The organism is Bacillus sp. NPDC057893 (genome assembly GCF_042796455.1).
GTDB lineage: Bacteria > Bacillota > Bacilli > Bacillales > Bacillaceae_G > Bacillus_A.
The window spans coordinates 1186048-1208508 of the sequence record NZ_JBHVNG010000002.1; the positions used below are offsets into that span (position 1 = coordinate 1186048).

A 22461-nucleotide genomic window follows, 5' to 3' on the forward strand; every position below is an offset into this window, starting at 1 on the left:
TATGTACAAAGTTGTATTTTTCGATGTGGACGGTACGTTGTTAAGCGAGATTGATAGAAGTATGCATGAAAGCACAAAAGAAGCGATACAAGGGTTAATAGATAAAGGAATTCACGTAGTTGTTACAACAGGGAGACCATATAGTTTATGCTCACAATTTAAAGAGCTGGGTATAAATACGTTTATTTCTGCAAATGGTGCACATATAAAGTGTAATGAAGAAGTTATACATAAATCGGTACTTTCTAGTGAAATTGTTCATGATATTTCAAATTTCGCTGAATTACATGGTCACAGTGTTTCTTATTTTACAGAAGAATTTGCTATGAATGGTGTTGCCTCGAAAGATGAACGTGTAATACGAGCACTAAACGAAACGTTAAATGTAGAGCAGTATCCTGACAAAGTCAGAAACTTGTTAGAAGAGGTTTATTGTGTATGTCTGTATGCTGATGAATCAGAAGCTCAAAAATTCTTTGAAAGATATCCAGCACTTACGTTTGAACGTTTTCATGGTTACGTTATGAATGTGTTGGAAGATAATAAAGTATCAAAATTAACGGCTATTCAAAAGGTATTGGAGCATTTAAACATTTGTAAATCAGAAGCGATTGCTTTTGGCGACGGTGGAAATGATATTGAGATGTTGCAGTATGTAGGATTAGGGATTGCGATGGAGAATGGTAAAGAAGAGCTAAAGAAAAAGGCGGATTACGTTACAAAGAAATCAAGTGAAGGTGGCATATTATTTGCCTTAGAGAAGTTTAATGTCGTCTAACATACCTTTATTGAAATAAAGGTATGTTAGGATCTTTAACGTGCTCACATAATAAAGTATGAATTTGCCCACGATGATGATAGACGTGGGCAATAATTTCAAGCAACCATTCAAATCGAGAGTAAGAAACACCCCAATAGGCAGTCATAATTTCCGCTAATTCTTCATTGGAATAGGATAAAAAAGTTTTAGAAAGTAAATCGTACCCTTGTATCATCGTTTGTTGCATTTGAGTAATTGTTTCAGGTGTATGCTCTATATAAAAGGTTTGTAACTCTTTTTCCGTAGTACCATTTAATATGAGAAAATCAGCAGGGCAAATAAGAGAAAGATGTGCACACATTTCAAATACTGATCGCTTCGAGTGAATTGGTTGTATTTTTAAATCATCTTCATTATATTGGTTAAGCATTTGAATAGAAGTATCAACAGCAACTTGTAGTTGATGCAATGCAGATTGAACAAACATTGTAATTCTCCTCATCTCCGTATATAATAATTTCTTAAGGGTATTATATCATACTAAAAATTCTGAAAATTCTAGTAGTTTGACTAGCATAATGAAAAGTATTATATTGTAAAAGGTCATATGAAACGTGAAATAGAATGGAATGCAATTATTGAGTTAGGAGTTAGACCAATGAGTTTGAAATATGGAAGAGATACAATTGTTGAAGTTGACTTAAATGCCGTAAAACATAATGTAAAAGAATTTAAAAAACATGTAAACGATGAAAATATTACGATGATGGCTGCTGTAAAAGCGAATGGATATGGCCACGGAGCAGTTGAAGTTGCGAAATCGGCTATTGAAGCAGGAATAAACCAACTTGCAGTTGCATTTGTAGACGAAGCAATTGAATTAAGAGAAGCTGGAATCACTGTACCGATTTTAATTTTAGGTTATACACCAGTAGCAGCTGTAGAAGATGTAATTCAATATGACGTTATGATGACTGTTTATAGAGTAGAAGATTTACATGGTATAGATGAAGTTGCAAATCATCTTCAAAAGAAAGTGCGAATTCATGTGAAAATTGATACAGGAATGAGCCGTATTGGTCTACAGGAAGAAGAAGTTAAACCGTTTTTTGAAGAGTTAAAATGTATGCGATATGTAGAAGTAGTAGGGATGTTTACACATTACTCTACCGCTGATGAAATAGATAAAACTTATACAAATATGCAAACAAGTTTGTTTGAGAAAGCTGTAAATACAGCGGAAGAATTAGGAATTCATTTTCCATATATTCATAGTTCAAACAGTGCAGGATCAATGGAACTTAGTAACACATTTCAAAATATGGTTCGTGTCGGTATTGGAATTTACGGTATGTATCCTTCAAGAGAAGTGGATCATACAGTTGCTTCCTTACAGCCAGCGTTGTCTTTAAAATCAAAAGTAGCTCATGTTAAACATGTGAAGAAAAATCGTGGTGTTAGCTATGGAAATACGTATGTAACAACGGGTGAAGAATGGATTGCAACTGTACCAATTGGTTATGCTGATGGTTATAATCGGCAGTTATCTAATAAAGGGCAGGCCTTAATTAATGGAGTTAGAGTACCTGTTATTGGTCGTGTTTGTATGGATCAGCTTATGCTAGATGTTACAAATGCAATGCCAGTACAAGTAGGAGACGAAGTTGTATTCTACGGCAAACAAGGTGAAGAAGAGATTGCAGTAGAAGAAATAGCTGATATGTTAGGTACAATTAACTATGAAGTTACATGTATGTTAGACAGAAGAATTCCACGTGTTTATAAAGAAAATGATGAAACGACTGCGGTTGTAAATATATTAAGAAAAAAATAAGAAAAAACTGAATCGATATGATTCAGTTTTTTTATTTTTGACAAATGAAAAATGTTCTATTTATACCGTGTAGTTGTATATTGTTACATCCTACAGATTTTAAAGAGGTAATAATTTCGTCTCTAAAATAACATGCTTCCTCGATAGAAAAATCACTCCTATTCCAACAATCCATAATAATCGTACTTTGTCATAATTTCAAAACCACATTGTGTATATAGTTTTAAAGCATTGTTATTTTTCGTTTCGACGTCTAATTCAATTGTTGAAACTCCTTCTGTAATAAGGGTATGTACCATATAACTAAGAATATCTTTACCATATCCTTTACCTTGATAAGAAGGATGAACTGCGAATCCTGATAGTGTAGTAGATTGCTCTTGCTCAGTAACGGTAATCGTTCCAATTGCTTTTTCATTAATAAGAGCAATGTAAACTTGATGAGAAGGTGACTTCATCATTTTTTGTAACCATGTGTATGTATTTGCTGCCGAATCTCCAAAAGCTTCACTAGCGGTTTCTATAAGATCAGGAAGTAATTCAGAAGATGCAACGGTAAGATTAATATTATTTTTCATTGTTTTTTGTACTTCGTTTGTTTCGAACTCCATACCGTACTCGCTATATAAATAAGGCAAGTTCATTTGTTTTGCAAATGATTTCCCTGAAATAGAGTCACCATTAATTATAAGAAGTGCTTCATCTGCTTCTCTTTTTTGTATTTCTTTAATGGAAGTTTGTAAAAGAGTAGCGCCTATATGTTGTTTCCTATAGTTCGGATGAACAAACCCTATTAACTCCAGTTTTGTAGGTCTCTCAAAGTCGTACATACTTAATGCACCGATTAATTGAGTATCATCATAAAATAGAAAATCATTTACCACTTCTTTATTACGGGCAGTTAAAAAGTTGACATGCAAATCTGACGAGTAATCAATTTGATCGTGTTGTCCGCAAATATGAGCTAAATCTTTCAGCTGTTGTATTTCATTTTCAACTAAAAAGTTCTTTTTTTGAATTTTCATTTCATGGGCCCTCTCAATCATATATTAAAAATAGGATGGGTGACTTAACCACTTTTCTAATTCCACACTACCTTGAACAGATAATAAACGGAATAAATATCGATAAGGTTGTCTACATTGTTCTAAATGAGGAATAGGCATAATTGTTTCATAGCCTCTTTTAAAGGTATGTGCTTCTTTTTCAGTAAGTACATATTCTAATCCAATAAAATCAAACTCTCGTGGGGCAATTGCATAAGCCTCTGTATCTACTAAACCAGTAATAGATTCTCCATCTGATAAAAACTGAGTAGGATCCATATCAATTAAAACAAGTGTAGATTCCTTCGGTGACGGCAAGGAAGAGAGCTGTGACTCAAAAGTATGAAATGCGTTATGTATACTCATATTATCGGAATAAAACATATTTACAAGGTTCTTGCTTACTTTTAAAATGTGAGATTTAAATTCTTCTAGTGGAACTTGGAAAGCACCAGAAGGGTTTCCTATGATATTAGCTTTAAATGAATGAATCTCTGCTAGTCCTTTTCCAAGGCTGAATAAAATAGAGTCAGGTTGACCGATAAATGATTGCAGTGTACTTCCGGTTAGTTTTTCGACGATAACATACTCTCGTGCATTTAAAACATGTTTTTGCAAAATAGTCGGGATGGGTAAGGTAGTATGCTTTTTCAATAATGTGTGAACCGTTTCTAAATGATGTACATTTCTTGGATCAATTCCAAATAGGTTTTGGCATCCCAACCAAAAATCATTGTTTGGCTCTTCAGTCATTTTTGAAGAGCGAACGATAACTTCTTCAGCCGCTGTTTTTACGAGAAACACGTCGCTTGCATGGTCTTCATAGCCTGGATGTAGTGCTTGGGCGGATAGGATTGGAGAAGTGAATAGTTGTTGTAGCATAAAACCCCTCCTTTTTCTGTGAATTCTATAAATTAATTATATAACAGATTATGTACTACGTGGATAATGATAGGGGATAATACAGAACATAAATAAATTTATAGTGAGAAATTAGAATGGAAATTATATTTTTCTAGTTTTGTATGAATTATCAAAATAATTATTCGGGTGATTAACGTGTAAAAATGCTTGAATGTAAAGTACGTATTTAATAGGATATGGCGAGCAAAAGGGGAAATAAGTATTCATTTATAAGCTTTTGTAATCGTAATAGTGCGGGATATAGAAAATATTTCTCAATAATAAAATGAAGAGAAACATATGAAGAAGTAGAATAGATTCCTTTATAATAGATTTAAATTAATTAACTTGATTAATTATTAAGTTTTGTTAGATGGAAAGGAGAGAATGTTATGGCGAACGTACTCGTAATAAATTTTCCTGGAGAAGGCCATATTAATCCGACGCTAGCAGTTGTTAGTGAGCTAATTCGGCGCGGGGAAACAGTTGTGTCATATTGTATTGAAGATTACAGAAAAAAGGTTGAAGCAACAGGTGCTGAATTTCGGGCATTTGAAAATTTTCTCTCTCAAATTAATATTATGGAACGAGTAAATGAAGGTGGTAGTCCTTTAACGATGTTATCTCATATGATAAAAGCATCAGAACGTATTGTTACTCAAATTGTAGAAGAAACAAAAGAAGAAAAGTACGATTATTTAATATATGATAATCATTTTCCAGTAGGACGTATTATAGCGAATATCTCACAATTACCAAGCGTTTCTTCTTGTACGACTTTTGCTTTTAATCAGTACATTACTTTTAATGATGAGCAAGAATCGAGACAAATAGATGAAACTGATCCACTATACCAATCTTGTGTAGTGGGAATGGAAAAATGGAAAGAGCAGTATGGAATGAAATGTAATAGTCTGTATGATATTATGAATCATCCTGGCGATATTACGATTGTATACACTTCCAAAGAATATCAGCCACATTCGGATGTATTTGATGAATCGTATAAATTTGTTGGTCCATCAATTGCTACTCGAAAAGAAGTGGGCAGTTTTCCTATTGAAGATTTAAAAGATGAAAAAGTGATTTTCATTTCTATGGGAACAGTTTTTAATGAACAACCTGCCCTGTATGAAAAATGTTTTGAAGCATTTAAAGATGTAGATGCGACGGTCGTATTAGTCGTTGGTAAAAAGATAAATATAAATCAATTTGAAAACATTCCGAATAACTTTAAGTTGTATAATTATGTGCCACAATTAGAAGTTTTACAACATACTGATGTATTCGTGACACATGGAGGTATGAATAGTTCGAGTGAAGCGTTATATTACGGTGTTCCGTTAGTTGTAATTCCGGTAACAGGAGATCAGCCATTAGTTGCGAAACGATTAAATGAAGTAGGGGCAGGCATAAGACTTAATCGTAACGAATTAACTTCTGAATTGTTACGTGAAACTGTAAAGAAAGTAATGTGTGATGTGACGTTTAAGGAAAATAGTCGTACGGTTGGAAAGTCGCTTCGAAATGGTGGTGGGTATCAAAGAGCGGTTGAGGAAATATTTAAATTAAAAATGAAGCCGTTTTCAAAGCTTAAGTAGATGTTAAAAACACACTTACTACTTTTAATCTGTAAGTGTGTTTCTTGTATTAGCCTTTAAATAAATTACATAAAAACCACTGTAATGGTGAAACTTTTGTGTATATAAATTGGATCTATTATTGTAGCTGGTTCACTGGAACTTATTTTAGCCCCTAATGGATTAGTAGATGGTGGAGTAACTGCGATTGCTATTATGGCAAATAAAGTTGCAGGATTACCGCTTTACGGAGTTTTTTTAGGACTTAATATTCCTATTTTACTATTTACTGCAAAAGTAATGGGAAAGAAGTTTTTTATCCGTACATCCTATGCAAATGTTGTTACAACACTTGGATTGATCTATTTAAAGCCATTTCCAGCTATTACGACTTCAGAATTATTAATTGTACTTTATGGAGGAGTACTATTTGGTGTTGGTGTTGGAATCGTTGTAAAAATGGGCGGAGCAATTGATGGATCAGAAATGTTAGCTGTTTGGATGAACAAGCATTTTAAAGTACCAATTAGTACATTTTTACTTGCTGTAAATGCAGTTATCTTTGTATTTGTTGCTATTTTATTTTCAATTGAGCAAGCGATGTTCTCATTAGCAATTTTCTATATTGTTACGAAGATAATTGATTTCATATTAGACGGTATTAATCAAGGAAAGAGCGTCATGATTATTTCGAATAAAAATAAAGAAATTGGCGAACTGCTTATGAAAGAATTACAACTGTCTGTTACGTATCTACATGGAGAAGGTGGTTTTTTAGGAGAGCACCAGAGAATTATTTATTGTATTACAAACCGTTTCATTTATCCGAAAATGAAAGATCTCGTTCTCTCTGTAGATCCAAGTGCTATAATTGAAGCTTCTTATTCAACAGAAACAACTGGTGTAAAGCGTCCAGGAAGGACAGCGAGATCAGGGCAAGTATCAGAAAAATAGTGAATGAAAATAACTCCACGTAAGTATAACTTGCGTGGAGTTATTTTTAGTTAGGGAACCAGACTCTTTTCAGTAATTTGACAACAGTTTCGATACAATCTTCTGGAATACTGCCGAAACCGAGTAATACATACGACGCCTCGCTTAAATTATGAACAGAATCGTATGTTGAGAGAGGGTACAACTTAATGCGTTGTTTCGCAGCGGCATGAATAAGTTCTTGTTCGTTCATCCCATTATGAACGTGAAGTACGATATGAAGTCCTGATTGTTCGCCGAGTATTTGAACACGAGATTCCATTTCATTTTTGATAGATTTAACTAGTAATGTATGCTTTCTTTTATATAACGTACGACTACGGTTTAAATGACGCTCCCAATCACCATTGTGAATAAAGGTTGCAAAAGCGAGTTGCTGTATTGTGGAAACAGTTTGTTTAAATTTACCTTCAAGTTCTTTATAGATTTTTAATAGATGAGGTGGTAAAACGATATACCCCATTCGCAAAGAAGGTAAAAAGGATTTCGAGAAAGTTCCCATATAAATAACGCGTTCATTTGAATCTAGTCCCTGTAAAGAGGGGATAGGTTTTCCTACATAACGAAATTCCCCGTCGTAATCATCTTCAATAATATATCCTCCGCAATCATTGGCCCATCTTAATAATTCGAGCCTTCTAGATAATGGCATAATCATTCCAAGAGGAAATTGGTGTGATGGAGTGACGTATGCTACATTGGAACGTGATTCACGTAAAGCTGAAATACGAATCCCTTTATCATCTAATGAAATAGGGTAAACAGGAAGGCCAGAACTTTGAATCATAGCAGTTATACGGTGAAATCCAGGATTTTCGATTCCGTATTCTTTTTTTGAACCAAGCAGTTGAAGTAGTAGCCAAAGAAGAGGCTGCGTACCGGCTCCGATAATAATTTGATCAGGTGAAGAATGTACCCCGCGGGCATGATATAAATATTTTGAAATATGCTCTCGTAGAACGAACTCACCTTGAGGATCTTCTTTAGCAAATAATTCATTTTCATACTGGAATAAAGTTTCTTGTAATGCTCTTTTCCAGTTTGTAATTGGAAAAGCTTTTTGATCAATCAGCCCTTGGCTACAATCATAGTCATATTGTTCTTTTTTTATATTGTTAGCGCTGTTTGACATAACTTGTTGTTTATTTTGAATGACATCAATATCAACTTCTGCAACAAAAATCCCACGTTTCGGTTTACTTTCTACATAACCTTCAGCTAGTAATTGTTGATAAGCAGACTCAACAGTAATACGGCTAATATTAAGTTGTACCGCTAAATTTCTGTGAGAAGGAAGGCGTGTACCGGCAGGTAGTAATCCCTGAGAGATTTCTCGTTTCATATATTCGTAAATTTGTAAGTAAATTGGTGTTTTACTTTCTAATTGCAATGGGATAGTAAGATCCATTTTATGAATTCTCCTTTAAAAACTGGCCATATAAAAAATAATCGAACTGTCACTTAAGTTAGGGGCAGTTACTTTTTATAATAATGATATAACATTTAGAAAATTTTATAAATAGTAAGGAGAGAATCATAATGAATATTAGAGAAGTAGTAACAGAAGCTGATTTACATGATGTATTCCCCGTATTACAGCAATTACGAACGAAACTTTCAAGAGAAGAAGCAAGTTCTTTATTTCAAAAAATGAAAGACGAAAATTATAAACTACTCTCGTTACAGAATGAAGATGATGAAGTTGTTTGTCTTGCAGGTGTAGCGATTTGTACGAATTTCTATAATGAGAAACATGTTTTCGTATATGATCTTGTAACTGCGAAAGCTCACAGATCAAAAGGATATGGTAAGGTTCTGCTGTCATATGTAGAAAGATGGGGGGAAGAAAAAGGGTGCAGTTCTATCGTTCTTACATCAGCGTTTCCAAGAGTTGATGCCCATCGTTTTTATGAAAGAGAAGGCTATGATAAGGTAAGCTATTCTTTTTATAAAGAGTTATAATACTAAGTAGGTTCTATGTGAGATAACATATAGAACCTACTTTTATTTAGAAGTATAAGATGAAGAGGGGTAATTGCTTATTTTGTCGAATAGTTTCTTTATAATTGAGACGATAAAATTGAATTTAAAGAAGGTTAGGGGAGTTTATACTTGGAAAAAATTCAGAAACTATTAATCCCAAAAGGTGTAAGAGTTATCGTAATATCTGATATTCATGGCGAATTAAATCTTTTAAAGGAATTATTACATAAAGTTAATTTTAAAGATGATGATTATTTAATTATAAATGGCGACCTTTGTGAGAAGGGGAACGATAGCATTGGCGTCGTAAACTATGTGATGGATCTAGTAGTTAGCAAGCCAAATGTTTATGTAGTTGAAGGGAATTGTGAAGTTGTAGTTGAAGCACTTGTAAATGAAAATCCTGCGCTAATAAATTATTTATGTACGCGAAAAAATACAATTTTTAATGAATGGCTAGGGCAATTGAACGTTACCATTAATGAAGAAAGTGACATTTGTGAAGTGAAAAACATATTGATGAGCCATTTTTCTAAAGAAATAATGTGGCTAACAGAATTGCCAACTGTTATTGAAACAGAGGATTATATCTTTGTACATGCAGGGCTTGAAGATAGAGAGGATTGGAAACAAACAGACAGGAAAAATGCGATAGCAATGCCAGAGTTTTTTAATAGGTCACACAGAGCGGATAAGTACGTAATTGTTGGACATTGGCCTGTTGTGAACTATTCCGAGAAGGCGCCGTCTAATAATCCGGTTATCGATAAGAATAAAAAAATTATCGCGATTGATGGTGGTAATGCGATTAAAGAAGCAGGTCAATTAAACGCATTTATCATTCAGAGGACACCTACAGGTGATACGTTTTCTTATACACATGTAGACTATTTTCCAGCGTATGCAGTATTGGCTGATTTTAATGCGAATTCAGTAATGCAGGGCGGGGTTACATATCCGCATTATTACATAGAGCCTGTGGAGAGAATGAAAGATTTTACTATATGTAAACAAATAGGAACAAATGAACTACTTTATGTGAAAAGCGAGTATATAAAGCAACTTGAATCAGGTGAGTATACAGTGAAAACGGATATTTCTTGCGCGCAAATCAATATTAGAAAAGGGGATACAGTTTCTTTAATTGATGGTAGCTGCATGGGATATGATTTAATAAAAAAAGATGGTGTAGAAGGCTGGATAGAGAAAGGGATTCTTCTTGAGATAGAAAAGAAGGGAAATAAAATATTTAGCTAAAATAGGAGGGATATAGCCTCCTATTTTTTATTAACTATGTTACGAGTTCGTACTTCATCTAAATTTTTCCGAAGTTCCGTTTCTAAATTAAACTCGAAAAAATTAGCGAACTTACATAAATAATTCGTATCTTATAACAAAATTATATAATATAGAGTAGAGGTTTGTTTTTGATTTTTCAGAAAAAACATTATAATTATATATGAAATAAAGAGAGATGTAGGAGGAAATTATGCAAAACGTTATATTAAAGGGGAAAAAAGTTACGATTCGTACAATAGAAGAATCAGATATAAAAACATTATGGAGTATTGTATATAAAGAAGAAAACCCAGAATGGAAGAAATGGGATGCACCATACTTTCCAATTTCAATGCAAGAATACACGCCATATAAAGAAAATTCACAAAAACGTTTAAAAGAAGAACCGCTATCGAATTTAGTTGTCGAAAATGACGGTCAAATCATTGGGACAGTAGGTTTTTATTGGGAACATAAACCGACGCGTTGGTTAGAGATGGGAATCGTTATTTATGACCCAGCATACTGGAATGGTGGCTACGGTACAGAAGCATTAACACTATATAGAGATTTACTATTTGAAAATATGGAGATTGGTAGAGTAGGGCTCACAACTTGGTCTGGAAATGAACGAATGATGAAAGTAGCGGAAAAAATAGGAATGCGATTAGAAGGTAGAATGCGAAATTGTCGATATTATAACGGAACATACTATGATTCTATTCGAATGGGAATGATTCGTGAAGAATGGGAAGAGCTTTGTGTAACGAAGGGGTGAGGAAGCGTGTACGCTATTATTGCTACATTTGATAGAGTGTTTACTTATAAAATTAGAGAATTGCAAAGTGAATTAACGAATATAATCGGAACAAACCAACTAGCTGGAGTAGAACCCCATATTACATTGGCTGATTATAATGAGTTAGATGTTAATTTATATACGGAGAAATTAAAGGAGTTTGTAGCTTTTCAAGAGAACATTGCTGCTGTAACTTTTCCTTCTGTTGGAACTTTTCCTACTAACGGAACGATCTTTCTAGCACCGACCATTACCAATGAATTATTAAGATTTCATCATTCTTATCATGATTATTTCAAAACTTTTCATGATAATCCAAACTCATATTACGTACCAGAAAAATGGGTTCCGCATTGCACGATTGCTAATCAGTTAAATTCAAATCAGTTTTTAAGTGTAATGGAGTATATATATGAAAAATTTGATGTTACAACAGCTTCGATTGAGAAGTTAGAATTAATTAAAGTAAATTATGAAAATGGTTCTGCCGTTTCTTCTAGTATTTTAGCAGAGTGTAATTTAAAGAGAATGGAGACATCGAGATGACATATGTAATTAGAGAAATGAAGCAAGAAGATATTCATGCTGTACAAAACGTAGCGAAAATAGCTTGGCATGATACTTACGAAGGAATTATTCCGAGAGCGATTCAAGACAACTTTTTAAATGAAGCGTATTCCGATGAAAAAATGAAATATCGCCTTGAAAATACACATTTATTTGTTGCGGAAGAAGAGGGAGAAGTAATTGGCTTTGCAAATTTTTCACCAATTAGACTGCAAAACGAAGCAGAATTAGGTGCAATTTATTTGTTGCCAGATCAGCAAGGGAAAGGGATAGGGACAGCTTTGTTACAAAAAGGGATCACGACGTTAAAAGGGATTCGAAAAATGTACATTCATGTAGAAGCGGAAAATGAAAAAGGAAAACGATTTTATGAAGCAAAAGGTTTTGCGGCTTTAGAGCAATTTGAAGAAGATTTCGAAGGGCATATGCTACAAACAGTGAGAATGGTTTTATACATATAAGGAGGATCAGAAATGAAAATTTTTGATTTCAGTGAAAAAGTGGGAAAGCATATATCAGCATTTCAATCTAACTTTATAATGTCAAAAATATTAAAACATCAAGGGGATATACATATCGGTGCCATGCATTTACAAGAGAATGGAATCATCGGATATCATGAAGCAGTTGTATCTCAACTGCTTCTTATTGTGGACGGCGAAGGGTATGTATGCGGGGCAGATAAAGAAAAAGTGAAGGTAGAAGCTGGACAAGCTGTATTTTGGGAGAAGGGAGAGCTTCATGAAACGAGTACAGAACAGGGGTTAATGGCAATTGTTATGGAAGCGGAGAATCTTGAACAAGCGATATTAATGCCTATTAGTGATGGGGAGTTGTGAAAAATGATAGAAAAGGCAAATCAAGAAGATACAAAAGAAATATTACATTATGCAGCTCAATCGCTTTTTGAAGGAACGAGAGGGAATTGTCAGTTAAGTACAGAGAAAGCGATTGAAATAACAAAGCCAATAGTGGAAAAGGGAGCATATTATTTAGTCATTAAAGAAGAAAATAAAGTAATGGGATGGATATTAATAGGTGAAAATACTGATTATTTTTCTCGTGAAAAACTTGGATTTATATATGAACTGTACGTTTTCCCGGAATATCGCGGGAGAGGATTATCGCGAGAACTTATGGAGGCTGGTATTAAGGAATTGAAGGAGAAGTATTCAGAAATTCGTTTGAATGTATTTGCTGGAAATTTTGCAAAAGAGATGTACGAAGAATTTGGGTTCATTGAAAGACAAGTAATTATGACTTTGAAGTGAGAAAATAGTTCAAGCTGGAATAGCAAAATATAAAATAAAAGAAGCCGATGAATAAATCGGCTTTTTAACGATACATCGTCCACATCCCAATATCTTTAAACCCTAATCGTTTATAAATTCGTCCAGCAGCTGGATTGTTATAAAATAAGCAAAGTGTTCGGCCTTCTTTCGTAAAGTCTTGAATCATTTTTTGTAATATGAGCGAAGCATATCCATTCCCGCGATAATTCGGGTGTGTACATACACCAACTACCATTGCGGATAATGAATTTTCAGCGGAAGTTGAGGCGGATGCGATGATTGCGCCGTCTTTTTCAATATAGTATGTACGTCCTGTATTTGTTTCAATAGCTTGCCTTAACATTTTCTCTGATTTATTAGCAGCTGGGAATTCAGCGATGTTATTTCGTAATTGCATAATTAGCTCTACATCATCTAGTGAGGCAAGTTTAATTGTTTCTTGAACAGGCGTGCTAGGTAAGTTGTTGTTATCTGGACATTCGCAAAAATACATTTCATTTTTGGCACCTAGTTGTATACTTGGAGCAGTTTCGAATCTTTCTACAATGTTTGACTTGCCAGAGAGTTTAAGCGGCTTATATACGGAAAGAAGTGCCTCATAGTCAGCGACCATAAACTCTCCTTTACTATACGGTATAAATGTATCGTGGAAGCGGAGTAAAATTGATTTTAATGTCCCGTTCTCTTTGAATGTTCCCCATAATTCTTGAAAAGCTGTATCATAACCGAAAGCTTCAATATCTCCAATAATAAATAAATTCATTGCTGCTTCTTCTTTTAGAAAAGAAAGTACTTGTTCATGATCATTTTGAGTTAATTTTTTGAGCATAGTAAACCGACCTCTTTTTATTTTTCTAAATATTATAACTTTTTATTTTTGAAATCAATATAAAATTTTATGTTTAGTTCACAAAGTTTCGGAAAAACTAGGAAAGATATGACAAAGGAGGTTATGAACGGTGGATCATCCAATTCAAGGATTAATGAAAGCAGCAATGGAAAATTTGAAGGAAATGGTCGATGTAAATACGATTGTTGGAGAGCCTGTTCAAACGGCTGACGGTGGTGTAGTGTTAACGGTTTCTAAAGTGGCGTTCGGTTTTGGAGCTGGAGGATCTGACTTCCAGACAAATGATGGACAAAGAGCGAACGGTACACCTGCATTTGGTGGCGGTAGTGCGGGTGGTGTTTCAATTACACCAGTAGCATTTCTAGTCGTGAATAAAGATGGGGTAAATATTCTTCATTTACAAAATGCGACACATTTAGCGGAAAAAATAATTGAATTAGCTCCACAAACAATCGATAAAATTCAATCGATGTTCCAAAAAGATGAAAAAAAAGAGGGGAATCATCACCCTCAAAATCCAGATGATATCCTTTAAAAACGCCTGCTTATGAGCAGGCGTTTTTTCTTGTAATCAGTATGTAATAAAACACATGAAATTGTAAATAGTTTTTGAAGTTTTTTCTATGTTTCTAAAATTTTTCATGTTAAAATATGCTATAGAATTGAAACATATAAAACGAAGGTGGCTAGGTGCTTTGTCTGGAGGATCTGACCAAGTAAAAAATATGATATATATTAATGGTAATCGTCGGGGTCATTGTTTTATTACATCAGGAATTACGTTTAAAGAGTTTGCAAGTAACATCCCTTCACCACTTCACCAAGTATTGCTTTTAAAGCATAATTTTGAGTGGACAGATTTTCATTATCATACTTTATTTGAATATGTCGAGGAAGAAAATATACATAAACTCATTCAAGCAGAGATTGATGAATTTGATGAATTTTGTTGGGTAGATTTTGATGATGCAAGCGATTTAGATGAACTAGAGCCAAAAGAAATTGCAGAGCTTTTATATTTGGCTCATAAAAAAGAACCACTTGCAAGAACATTCTTTCCGTTGTTGAAAAATAGATTTGTTTATTTTTCACATGATGACGGTTGGTACAACAAAGTGTATTACCGTAGAATCGGTGATTTTATAGGAATGCTAAGTAAAGTCATTCCTTATAAACTCGGTGCTTTCGGTAAGAAACGTTTTACTTTCTTCCAAAAATCAAAAATTTTCCCAGCAATTTCAAAGGAAGTTATCCTTGGGCTTATGCCGTTAATGGAAGATGGGTTATACATTGATTTAGCGGGGAAAATTGAGTCGAGAAGAGGTCTTGAAATTCCGGTATATGTAGTAGGATCATTCGAAAGTACGGATGAGGTACTAGATAATATTGATGAATTGAAAGCGGAAGCAACAGAAACGGGTTGGCTCATTTTTGATAAGAAAGAACAAGAGTGGCAATGGGTTGTAGACTAAGAAAACTTGGCGCATGAAGTCAAGTTTTCTTGTCTTTTGAAAGGAGAACAAATGAAGAAATATTATACAATTGTGGGTATTGTAAGTATTATTCTCGTGGCGATATTACTTATAACTTGTCCGAAAGAATCAGATTTTAAATTGTATTTAGAGGATAAGTATGCATTGAAATGTGACGAGAGTAGCTTTGAATGCACGCAAAATGTAGATGAAAAAAAAGAGAAATTACAGTTTGAAAGTATTGATGCACGAAATGGTGTTTTCTTTATGACTGTAAAGCAAACGTATAAAACAGAAGCTGGTGTTACGAAAGAATATAGCGGAGTAGGTATATTCGGTACATTTCTTTTTGTTTCAGAGAAGACTTTCTAGTAATAGAAGGTCTTTTTTTTATGCTTATGTTCATATAGATGAAGTAAGACAAGCATAGGAGGGGTATTGATGAAAAAGGGATGTATCGTTTGTGGTGGTGAGGAGTTTTTTTCTTCAACATTATATGCGCGTACGAAACAAGATTGGGCATATGCGCCAAACATGTACCGATTTGAAAAGGTGTTTATTGAGCATAGAGATGAAGAAAATTATCCAGTTTTTCAAGAAATTACAGCGAAGCATTGTTGTGGATGCGGTCATATCATGTTGTATCATGAATGAACACACCAAGTATAACTTGGTGTGTTTTTTTTAAAACGCTGATAAAGCAAGCGGATAGAGTAAAGTGAATAAAACAGAAAAACTGCCAAAACCAATTGCGGTATATCCAAGTGTTCTCGCTCCAAAATTGACAGCTAATAAGCCAACTAAAATAGCAAGGGAGCCGAGTGTAACAGGATAAAAAGCAATGGAGAATAACGAAAGAAATAATGCGACATAGCCTATCATTGCACCGGTATTTGTACCTTCTATTTCATTTGCAATTTCTTTGCGCTCATGTCTAATCGGAATACCAGCTGGAGATATTTCAGCTGCATACTCTTCTTTTTTTTCACCACTTTTAAAATGATGATTTCTCTTTCTTCGCATGTACATCCCTCTCTTTCAATTGGGTGTATCTATAGTATCTTTCATAAGGAACAGAACATGAGTATGAGTTAAACCCAAGTAAAGCAAAAATTGGAGAAAATAGATTCCGTTGTTATCTTGTTCATCCCGCTATTTGCGGGTAGTAAGACTCCCACCTCAAAATTCGGCTGGAGCAAAGAAGTTAGGTGGGAGTCAGGCTGCCCGTAAAAGCACGATTGGTGCCGGCTAATAATCAATGGGGGACGAACAAAAACCCCCCACTGATTAAAGGTTTCACTTTATCTCCTTATGAAGATAAACAGGGATTTTGGAACATGATGTAGAATGAAATGAAGGATAATACGTGAAGGTAGGGGAATGTATGACGAAGTTTAATTGGCATGAATCGGCAGAGAAAAAATGGGATAACAATGCAGAGTTTTGGAATCAAAATAGTCAAGAAATGTGGGATAGTGGGAGCAGGAGTACAATCATTCCATTTTTTGAGCAGTACGTGGAAAAAGAAGTACAAGTGTTAGATGTTGGCTGTGGTGATGGGTATGGTACATATAAATTAAGTCTTACTGGGTACAAAGCGGTTGGGGTGGACTTATCGGAAGTTATGATTCAAAAGGGTAAGGAACGCGGAGAAGGTCCAAACTTATCTTTTATAAAAGGTGATCTTTCTTCATTACCATTTGAAAATGAGAAATTTGAAGCAATTATGGCAATTAATTCTTTAGAATGGACCGAGGAGCCATTGCAAGCATTAAATGAAATAAAGCGTGTTTTAAAGAAAGATGGATACGCATGTATTGCAATTTTAGGACCGACAGCAAAACCGAGAGAGAACAGTTATCCTCGCCTATACGGAAAAGACGTTGTTTGCAATACGATGATGCCTTGGGAATTTGAACAGTTAGCAAAAGAACAAGGATTTGAAGTTGTAGATGGTACCGGCGTATATAAGCGTGGAGTAAATGAGAAGATGTTAGGTCAACTACCTACAGAGTTACAACAATCGTTAACGTTCTTATGGGTATTTATGTTAAAAAACGTATAACGAAATCAAAGAACTTTTAGGAGGTAAATAAGTGCAGAAAATACAAAAAACTGATACAATATCATCAGAACCAATTAAAGGGGGACTAGGGTATATGACAACTACTACAACAGTTAAATCTGATATTGAAATCGCACAAGAAGCAAGTATGAAGAAGATTCAAGAAATTGCAGCTAATTTAAATATTTTAGAAGAAGAACTAGAGCCATACGGACATTATAAAGGCAAGTTATCTCTTGATATTTTTAAGCGTTTACAAGATGAGAAAGACGGTAAAGTTGTTTTAGTAACAGCGATTAACCCAACTCCAGCAGGAGAAGGTAAATCAACAGTAACAGTTGGTTTAGGTCAAGCTTTTAATAAAATTGGTAAGAAAACAGTAATTGCACTTCGCGAACCATCTCTTGGACCAACAATGGGATTAAAAGGCGGAGCAGCAGGTGGCGGTTATTCTCAAGTAGTACCAATGGAAGACATTAACCTTCACTTTACTGGAGATATTCATGCGATTACAACTGCCAATAACGCATTAGCGGCGTTTATTGATAATCATATCCAACAGGGAAACACACTTGGAATTGATACGCGTAAAATCGTTTGGAAACGCTGTGTTGACTTAAATGATCGTGCCCTTCGTAACGTAGTAATTGGTCTTGGTGGACCAGTTCAAGGTGTACCACGTGAAGACGGTTTTGATATTACAGTAGCATCTGAAATTATGGCCGTATTCTGCCTTGCAACAGATATTCAAGATTTAAAAGCACGTTTATCTCGCATTGTTGTCGCTTATAACTTTGCAAATCAACCTGTAACGGTTAAAGATTTAGGCGTAGAAGGTGCGTTAACATTACTATTAAAAGACGCATTAAAACCGAACTTAGTACAAACGTTAGAAAATACACCAGCTATCATTCATGGCGGACCATTTGCGAATATCGCTCACGGTTGTAATAGTGTTATCGCTACAACAATGGCAGCAAAATTAGGCGATTATGTTATTACAGAAGCTGGATTTGGTGCTGATTTAGGTGCTGAGAAGTTTTTAGACATTAAAGCACGTGCAGCTGGTATTAAGCCAGAAGCGGTAGTTATTGTTGCAACTATTCGTGCGCTTAAAATGCACGGTGGTGTGGCGAAAGATCAATTAAAAGTAGAAAATGTAGATGCGTTAGCAAAAGGTATGGAGAACTTACAGAAGCATGTTGAAACAATTCAAAGCTTCGGTGTTCCATTCGTAATTGCAATTAACAAGTTTATTACAGATACAGATGTAGAAGTTGCTTACCTACAAGAATGGTGCAATGAGCGTGGCTATGCAGTATCCTTAACAGAAGTTTGGGAGAAAGGTGGCCAAGGCGGAGTTGACCTTGCTGAGAAAGTGTTAAAAGAAATTGACAAAGGTGAAAATAACTACGCGCCACTTTATGAATTAGAATTACCATTAGAAGAAAAAATTCGTACAATTGCTCAAAAAGTGTACGGCGCTAAAGATATTGAATTTGCTCCGAAAGCACGTAAGCAATTAGCTCAATTTGAAGGAGAAGGCTGGAGTAACCTACCAATATGTATGGCGAAGACACAATATTCTCTTTCTGATGATGCAACAAAACTAGGTCGTCCATCTGACTTTATTGTTACAATTCGCGAATTGAAACCATCAATTGGTGCAGGATTTATCGTTGCGTTAACAGGAACAATGTTAACAATGCCAGGTCTTCCAAAACAACCAGCTGCACTACAAATGGACGTAAATGAAGATGGAAAAGCAGTAGGTTTATTCTAAAAGGTTGTAATTTATCCCGTTTATCTGTAAACTGTATATACATCAAGTGGCGCCTTTCCATCGAAAGGCGCCTGTTTTTTGGAGGAAATTATGTTTGATCCAACTGCTTTTGAAAATTTAAAGGTAATCGTGGAAGGAGCTGTCTATGATTTCGATCTACATGGTGATATTCTTGTAACAGATCGAAAAGATGTGATGGACCTTGCTTCATTAAGTCGTATGTATAGTATTTCATTTCAACTAACAGAAACATTTAAAACGTTGGTAGAAGCAACATTTTCGCTATCTGTTGATGCAAAGAATTTATCAGGTGAAATATTAGAGGTACCTCAGTTTATACCAGGTTGTGAAATGAAGTTGGAATTTTCGTTCCCGATGGAACAACCAGAGGTAGGATGCCGCGAAATTGAAGCTGTATTGCAATCTATATGGGGAAAAGAGCGAATGATTTCGCAGAAAATTTCATACGAATATAATAAGCAAGCGATTTCATATCATAATAAGGTAGAGGTTCTATTTCAAAAAGCGATTACAGAAGACCATGTTGATGATTTAATAGCTGTTATTTCACACATGATAGAAACGGTGCGAACAATACAACATTTTCTTCAAAAATAGAGATAAAGGAGAAAAACAAATGATAAAAGATATGCAACCATTTTTACAACAAGCTTGGGAAAAGGCTGGTTTTAAAGAGTTTACTGAAATTCAAAAACAGGCGATTCCAACTATTTTAGAAGGACAAGACGTTATAGCTGAATCTCCAACTGGAACAGGAAAAACACTAGCGTACTTATTACCCCTTTTACATAAAATTAATCCTGAAGTAAAACAAGCTCAAGTTGTAATTGTAGCGCCAACTCGTGAACTTGTTATGCAAATTCATGAAGAAGTTCAAAAATTTACAGCGGGAACTGATATTTCAGGTGCATCTTTAATTGGTGGTGCAGACATTAAGCGCCAAGTAGAAAAATTAAAGAAACATCCGAGAGTAATTGTTGGTTCACCAGGACGTATTTTAGAATTGATTCGCATGAAAAAATTAAAGATGCATGAAGTGAAAACAATTGTATTTGATGAGTTCGATCAAATTGTAAAACAAAAGATGATGGGTGCTGTACTTGATGTAATTAAATCAACGATGCGCGATCGTCAATTAGTATTCTTCTCGGCGACAATAACAAAAGCTGCAGAAGAGGCGGCACGTGATTTGGCAACTGAGCCACAATTAGTTCGTGTAACACGTGCAGAGGCAAAGAGCCTAGTTGAACATACGTATATCGTTTGTGAACGTCGTGAAAAAAATGATTATATTAGAAGAGTTATGCATATGGGAAATGTAAGAGCAGTTGCCTTTTTAAATGATCCTTTCCGCTTAGATGAAATTACTCGGAAATTGCAATTCCGCAAAATGAAAGCAGCAGCTCTTCACGCAGAAGCGAACAAACAAGAACGTGAAGCAACGATGCGTGCATTCCGCAGCGGGAAATTAGAAATTTTACTTGCTACTGATATTGCAGCACGTGGATTAGATATCGATGATTTAACACACGTAATCCACTTAGAGTTACCAGACACAGTAGACCAATATATTCACCGCTCAGGACGTACGGGACGTATGGGCAAAGAAGGAACAGTCGTTTCTCTTGTAACAGAACAAGAAGAGCGTAAATTACTACAATTCGCGAAAAAATTAGGTATTGTGTTTACGAAACAAGAAATGTTCAAAGGAACATTTGTAGAATCGAAACCACCAGCACCAAAGAAAAAGAAACCAGCATTTACTGGGAAGAAAAAGCCTAGATAAATAAATGGAAAGACGTAACTATACGTAGTTACGTCTTTTTTGTTTGTAATTGAATAATAAAGGGAGTTTTATTAACGCTACTATAAGAAATATCGATAAAGGTGAAGTATTTCTCATTTAGTCTGTACAAGGAAATAATATAAAAAAGCCGAATATAAAACTGATATGAAATAATAAAAAGAAGGTACATGTATGGATAGGAAATTAGGAATGTTTTTAAATACGAAACATATTGAAGTAAACGAAGGGATACAAAAGGCGAGGGAATGGGATTTAAAATATATTCAATTATATGCTATGAATAGGAACTTCAACTTAGCTAATATTTCAAAGGTAGAATGGATTACTTTAAAGGAAAGTTTATCTCTTAATGGAATGAAAGTTCCATCATTAGCAATTAATTTTGGAGAAAATGGAATTGTAGGAACGGAAATTGACAGTGCAATAGATCAGTTTAAATATACTACTGACAAGGGGTTAGAACTCGGAGCAAGGATAATAACAGCTCATATTGGGGAAATTCCAGATGATGAAAAAAGTGAGTACTATAATAAAATGGAACGGGTTTGTGATGAGATAGGAGATTTAGTATTTAAATTTGGGGGAGTCTTCGCAATTGAGACGGGATCTGAAAAAGCGATAGTGTTAAAAAGATTTTTAGAAAATATAAACGCAAAAGGATTAGCTGTTAACTTTGACCCAGCAAATATAATAAGTGATGTAAATGAAAATCTGATAGAGAGTCTATTTCTCTTAAAAGAGTATGTAGTACAAACACACATTAAAGATTGTAAAGAAGTAAAAAGCAATGGTTCAAGTAAGTATATAGAAGTCGCAGCAGGAAATGGTGAAGTGGATTTTGATACATTCTTCAAGGCATTAGACGAAATTGGATTCGACGGGTATAACATGATTGAAAGAAATGATTATTTTGACCAACTTGACGGAATGAGCCAGTCGATCAATTTCGTAAAGAAGTACATATAAATTAAAAAGGAATAACAATAGTAATTGTAGAAAGCTACATAGAATATAAAAACCATTAGGAGGAAAACCAATGATTCATAAAGTCGGAAAAATTATGTTATATGTAAATAATCAAGATGAGGCAGTAGATTTTTGGACAGAAAAAGTAGGGTTTCATGTAATTGCAGAGGAAGATAACAAACAAGGAATGAGATGGATTGAAATCGCTCCAACTAACGATGCAGAAACGAGCATTATACTACATAATAAAGAAGTTATTTCTAAAATGAGTCCAGAATTGAATCTTGGTACACCGTCTTTAATGTTCTTCTCAGAAAATCTGGAACAACTATATACAGATTTAACAAATAAAAATGTTACAGTTGGCGAAATGGTAACAATGCCTTCAGGTAAAGTGTTTAACTTTGCTGATAGTGAAGGGAATTATTTTGCGGTTATGGAAAAGAACAAATAATGATATTG

27 protein-coding genes and 1 pseudogene are annotated in these 22461 nt (G+C 34.6%); 21 read left to right on the top strand and 7 right to left on the bottom strand.

All coding sequences use genetic code 11. The features are described 5' to 3' along the window. Nucleotide 1 precedes the first annotated feature (1 nt). Nucleotides 2-778, top strand: coding sequence for a Cof-type HAD-IIB family hydrolase (locus ACFVQC_RS14885; RefSeq protein ID WP_377898587.1), 777 nt, complete (start codon nucleotides 2-4; stop codon nucleotides 776-778). 7 nt (nucleotides 779-785) lie between these two features. Here the strand turns inward: ACFVQC_RS14885 and ACFVQC_RS14890 are convergent, their stop codons facing one another. After that, entirely contained in the window at nucleotides 786-1247 is a 462-nt protein-coding gene (locus ACFVQC_RS14890; RefSeq protein WP_377898588.1) for a DinB family protein, read from the bottom strand. Nucleotides 1248-1418: 171 nt separating this feature from the next. Between ACFVQC_RS14890 and alr the strand changes: the two genes are divergently transcribed. Continuing rightward, the gene (gene alr / locus ACFVQC_RS14895; RefSeq protein WP_377898589.1) at nucleotides 1419-2594 is read left to right on the top strand and encodes an alanine racemase; all 1176 of its coding nucleotides are present in this window, start codon (nucleotides 1419-1421) and stop codon (nucleotides 2592-2594) included. 31 nt (nucleotides 2595-2625) lie between these two features. On the opposite strand, the pseudogene ACFVQC_RS14900 reads toward alr, so the two are convergent. The 3 genes and pseudogenes from ACFVQC_RS14900 to ACFVQC_RS14910 form a co-directional block, all read right to left on the bottom strand. Continuing rightward, nucleotides 2626-2760: pseudogene (locus ACFVQC_RS14900) on the bottom strand (class I SAM-dependent methyltransferase); the annotation flags it as partial. After that, nucleotides 2753-3619: a GNAT family N-acetyltransferase gene (locus ACFVQC_RS14905; protein ID WP_377898590.1), complete on the bottom strand. Its 867-nt coding sequence runs from the start codon at nucleotides 3617-3619 to the stop codon at nucleotides 2753-2755. The pseudogene ACFVQC_RS14900 and the gene ACFVQC_RS14905, both read right to left, overlap by 8 nt. Nucleotides 3620-3643: 24 nt before the next feature. Beyond that, nucleotides 3644-4522 (bottom strand): nitrate reductase, encoded by an 879-nt coding sequence (locus ACFVQC_RS14910; protein WP_377898591.1) that lies wholly within the window; start codon nucleotides 4520-4522, stop codon nucleotides 3644-3646. Nucleotides 4523-4935: 413 nt separating this feature from the next. On the opposite strand from ACFVQC_RS14910, the gene ACFVQC_RS14915 reads away from it, so the two are divergent. Together ACFVQC_RS14915 and ACFVQC_RS14920 are read left to right on the top strand one after the other, a co-directional pair. After that, complete coding sequence (locus ACFVQC_RS14915) at nucleotides 4936-6144, top strand: macrolide family glycosyltransferase (RefSeq protein ID WP_377894162.1); 1209 nt, start codon at nucleotides 4936-4938, stop codon at nucleotides 6142-6144. 108 nt (nucleotides 6145-6252) lie between these two features. After that, complete coding sequence (locus ACFVQC_RS14920) at nucleotides 6253-7077, top strand: YitT family protein (protein ID WP_377898667.1); 825 nt, start codon at nucleotides 6253-6255, stop codon at nucleotides 7075-7077. A 46-nt stretch (nucleotides 7078-7123) separates the two neighbouring features. Here ACFVQC_RS14920 and pdxR read toward each other — a convergent pair whose 3' ends face one another. Then, a complete protein-coding gene (gene pdxR / locus ACFVQC_RS14925; RefSeq protein WP_377898592.1) occupies nucleotides 7124-8524 on the bottom strand; it encodes a MocR-like pyridoxine biosynthesis transcription factor PdxR in 1401 nt (466 codons plus the stop codon). Between the two features lie 131 nt (nucleotides 8525-8655). Between pdxR and ACFVQC_RS14930 the strand changes: the two genes are divergently transcribed. From ACFVQC_RS14930 to ACFVQC_RS14960, 7 genes are all read left to right on the top strand, one after another. Beyond that, nucleotides 8656-9078 (top strand): GNAT family N-acetyltransferase, encoded by a 423-nt coding sequence (locus tag ACFVQC_RS14930; protein ID WP_078181692.1) that lies wholly within the window; start codon nucleotides 8656-8658, stop codon nucleotides 9076-9078. A 150-nt stretch (nucleotides 9079-9228) separates the two neighbouring features. Next, the gene (locus tag ACFVQC_RS14935; protein ID WP_377898593.1) at nucleotides 9229-10356 is read left to right on the top strand and encodes a metallophosphoesterase; all 1128 of its coding nucleotides are present in this window, start codon (nucleotides 9229-9231) and stop codon (nucleotides 10354-10356) included. 232 nt (nucleotides 10357-10588) lie between these two features. Further along, entirely contained in the window at nucleotides 10589-11155 is a 567-nt protein-coding gene (locus ACFVQC_RS14940) for a GNAT family N-acetyltransferase (RefSeq protein ID WP_377894168.1), read from the top strand. Between the two features lie 6 nt (nucleotides 11156-11161). Continuing rightward, nucleotides 11162-11722, top strand: coding sequence for a 2'-5' RNA ligase family protein (locus ACFVQC_RS14945; protein WP_377898594.1), 561 nt, complete (start codon nucleotides 11162-11164; stop codon nucleotides 11720-11722). Next, nucleotides 11719-12204: a GNAT family N-acetyltransferase gene (locus tag ACFVQC_RS14950; protein WP_002200736.1), complete on the top strand. Its 486-nt coding sequence runs from the start codon at nucleotides 11719-11721 to the stop codon at nucleotides 12202-12204. The genes ACFVQC_RS14945 and ACFVQC_RS14950 overlap by 4 nt, the downstream gene beginning before the upstream one ends. Before the next feature lie 12 nt (nucleotides 12205-12216). Then, nucleotides 12217-12582 (top strand): cupin, encoded by a 366-nt coding sequence (locus ACFVQC_RS14955; protein ID WP_377898595.1) that lies wholly within the window; start codon nucleotides 12217-12219, stop codon nucleotides 12580-12582. 3 nt (nucleotides 12583-12585) lie between these two features. After that, complete coding sequence (locus ACFVQC_RS14960; protein ID WP_377894173.1) at nucleotides 12586-13014, top strand: GNAT family N-acetyltransferase; 429 nt, start codon at nucleotides 12586-12588, stop codon at nucleotides 13012-13014. A gap of 64 nt (nucleotides 13015-13078) precedes the next feature. Here the strand turns inward: ACFVQC_RS14960 and ACFVQC_RS14965 are convergent, their stop codons facing one another. Then, entirely contained in the window at nucleotides 13079-13864 is a 786-nt protein-coding gene (locus tag ACFVQC_RS14965) for a GNAT family N-acetyltransferase (RefSeq protein WP_377893174.1), read from the bottom strand. A gap of 130 nt (nucleotides 13865-13994) precedes the next feature. Between ACFVQC_RS14965 and ytfJ the strand changes: the two genes are divergently transcribed. From ytfJ to ACFVQC_RS14985, 4 genes are all read left to right on the top strand, one after another. Next, nucleotides 13995-14420: a GerW family sporulation protein gene (gene ytfJ / locus ACFVQC_RS14970; RefSeq protein WP_070142179.1), complete on the top strand. Its 426-nt coding sequence runs from the start codon at nucleotides 13995-13997 to the stop codon at nucleotides 14418-14420. Nucleotides 14421-14580: 160 nt separating this feature from the next. Then, on the top strand, nucleotides 14581-15357 hold the full coding sequence (locus ACFVQC_RS14975; protein WP_002148453.1) for a hypothetical protein: 777 nt from the start codon (nucleotides 14581-14583) through the stop codon (nucleotides 15355-15357). A gap of 51 nt (nucleotides 15358-15408) precedes the next feature. Beyond that, nucleotides 15409-15729 (top strand): hypothetical protein, encoded by a 321-nt coding sequence (locus ACFVQC_RS14980; protein WP_002118741.1) that lies wholly within the window; start codon nucleotides 15409-15411, stop codon nucleotides 15727-15729. A 69-nt stretch (nucleotides 15730-15798) separates the two neighbouring features. After that, entirely contained in the window at nucleotides 15799-16011 is a 213-nt protein-coding gene (locus tag ACFVQC_RS14985) for a hypothetical protein (RefSeq protein ID WP_002012518.1), read from the top strand. Between the two features lie 30 nt (nucleotides 16012-16041). Here the strand turns inward: ACFVQC_RS14985 and ACFVQC_RS14990 are convergent, their stop codons facing one another. Next, the gene (locus tag ACFVQC_RS14990) at nucleotides 16042-16380 is read right to left on the bottom strand and encodes a permease (protein ID WP_098775925.1); all 339 of its coding nucleotides are present in this window, start codon (nucleotides 16378-16380) and stop codon (nucleotides 16042-16044) included. Nucleotides 16381-16741: 361 nt separating this feature from the next. Here ACFVQC_RS14990 and ACFVQC_RS14995 point away from each other — a divergent pair, with 361 nt between their 5' ends. From ACFVQC_RS14995 to ACFVQC_RS15020, 6 genes are all read left to right on the top strand, one after another. Next, nucleotides 16742-17422 carry a class I SAM-dependent methyltransferase gene (locus ACFVQC_RS14995; RefSeq protein ID WP_033717918.1) on the top strand — a complete coding sequence of 227 codons (681 nt, stop codon included), beginning with the start codon at nucleotides 16742-16744 and terminating at the stop codon, nucleotides 17420-17422. 94 nt (nucleotides 17423-17516) lie between these two features. Continuing rightward, entirely contained in the window at nucleotides 17517-19205 is a 1689-nt protein-coding gene (locus ACFVQC_RS15000; RefSeq protein WP_377893192.1) for a formate--tetrahydrofolate ligase, read from the top strand. A 90-nt stretch (nucleotides 19206-19295) separates the two neighbouring features. Next, nucleotides 19296-19823 (top strand): hypothetical protein, encoded by a 528-nt coding sequence (locus tag ACFVQC_RS15005; RefSeq protein WP_142395873.1) that lies wholly within the window; start codon nucleotides 19296-19298, stop codon nucleotides 19821-19823. A gap of 19 nt (nucleotides 19824-19842) precedes the next feature. Continuing rightward, nucleotides 19843-21012 carry a DEAD/DEAH box helicase gene (locus ACFVQC_RS15010; protein WP_341306961.1) on the top strand — a complete coding sequence of 390 codons (1170 nt, stop codon included), beginning with the start codon at nucleotides 19843-19845 and terminating at the stop codon, nucleotides 21010-21012. Nucleotides 21013-21204: 192 nt separating this feature from the next. After that, nucleotides 21205-21999, top strand: a complete 795-nt coding sequence (locus ACFVQC_RS15015; protein ID WP_377898596.1) for a sugar phosphate isomerase/epimerase family protein — start codon at nucleotides 21205-21207, stop codon at nucleotides 21997-21999. Between the two features lie 70 nt (nucleotides 22000-22069). Continuing rightward, nucleotides 22070-22453, top strand: a complete 384-nt coding sequence (locus tag ACFVQC_RS15020; RefSeq protein WP_377893169.1) for a VOC family protein — start codon at nucleotides 22070-22072, stop codon at nucleotides 22451-22453. Nucleotides 22454-22461 lie beyond the last annotated feature (8 nt).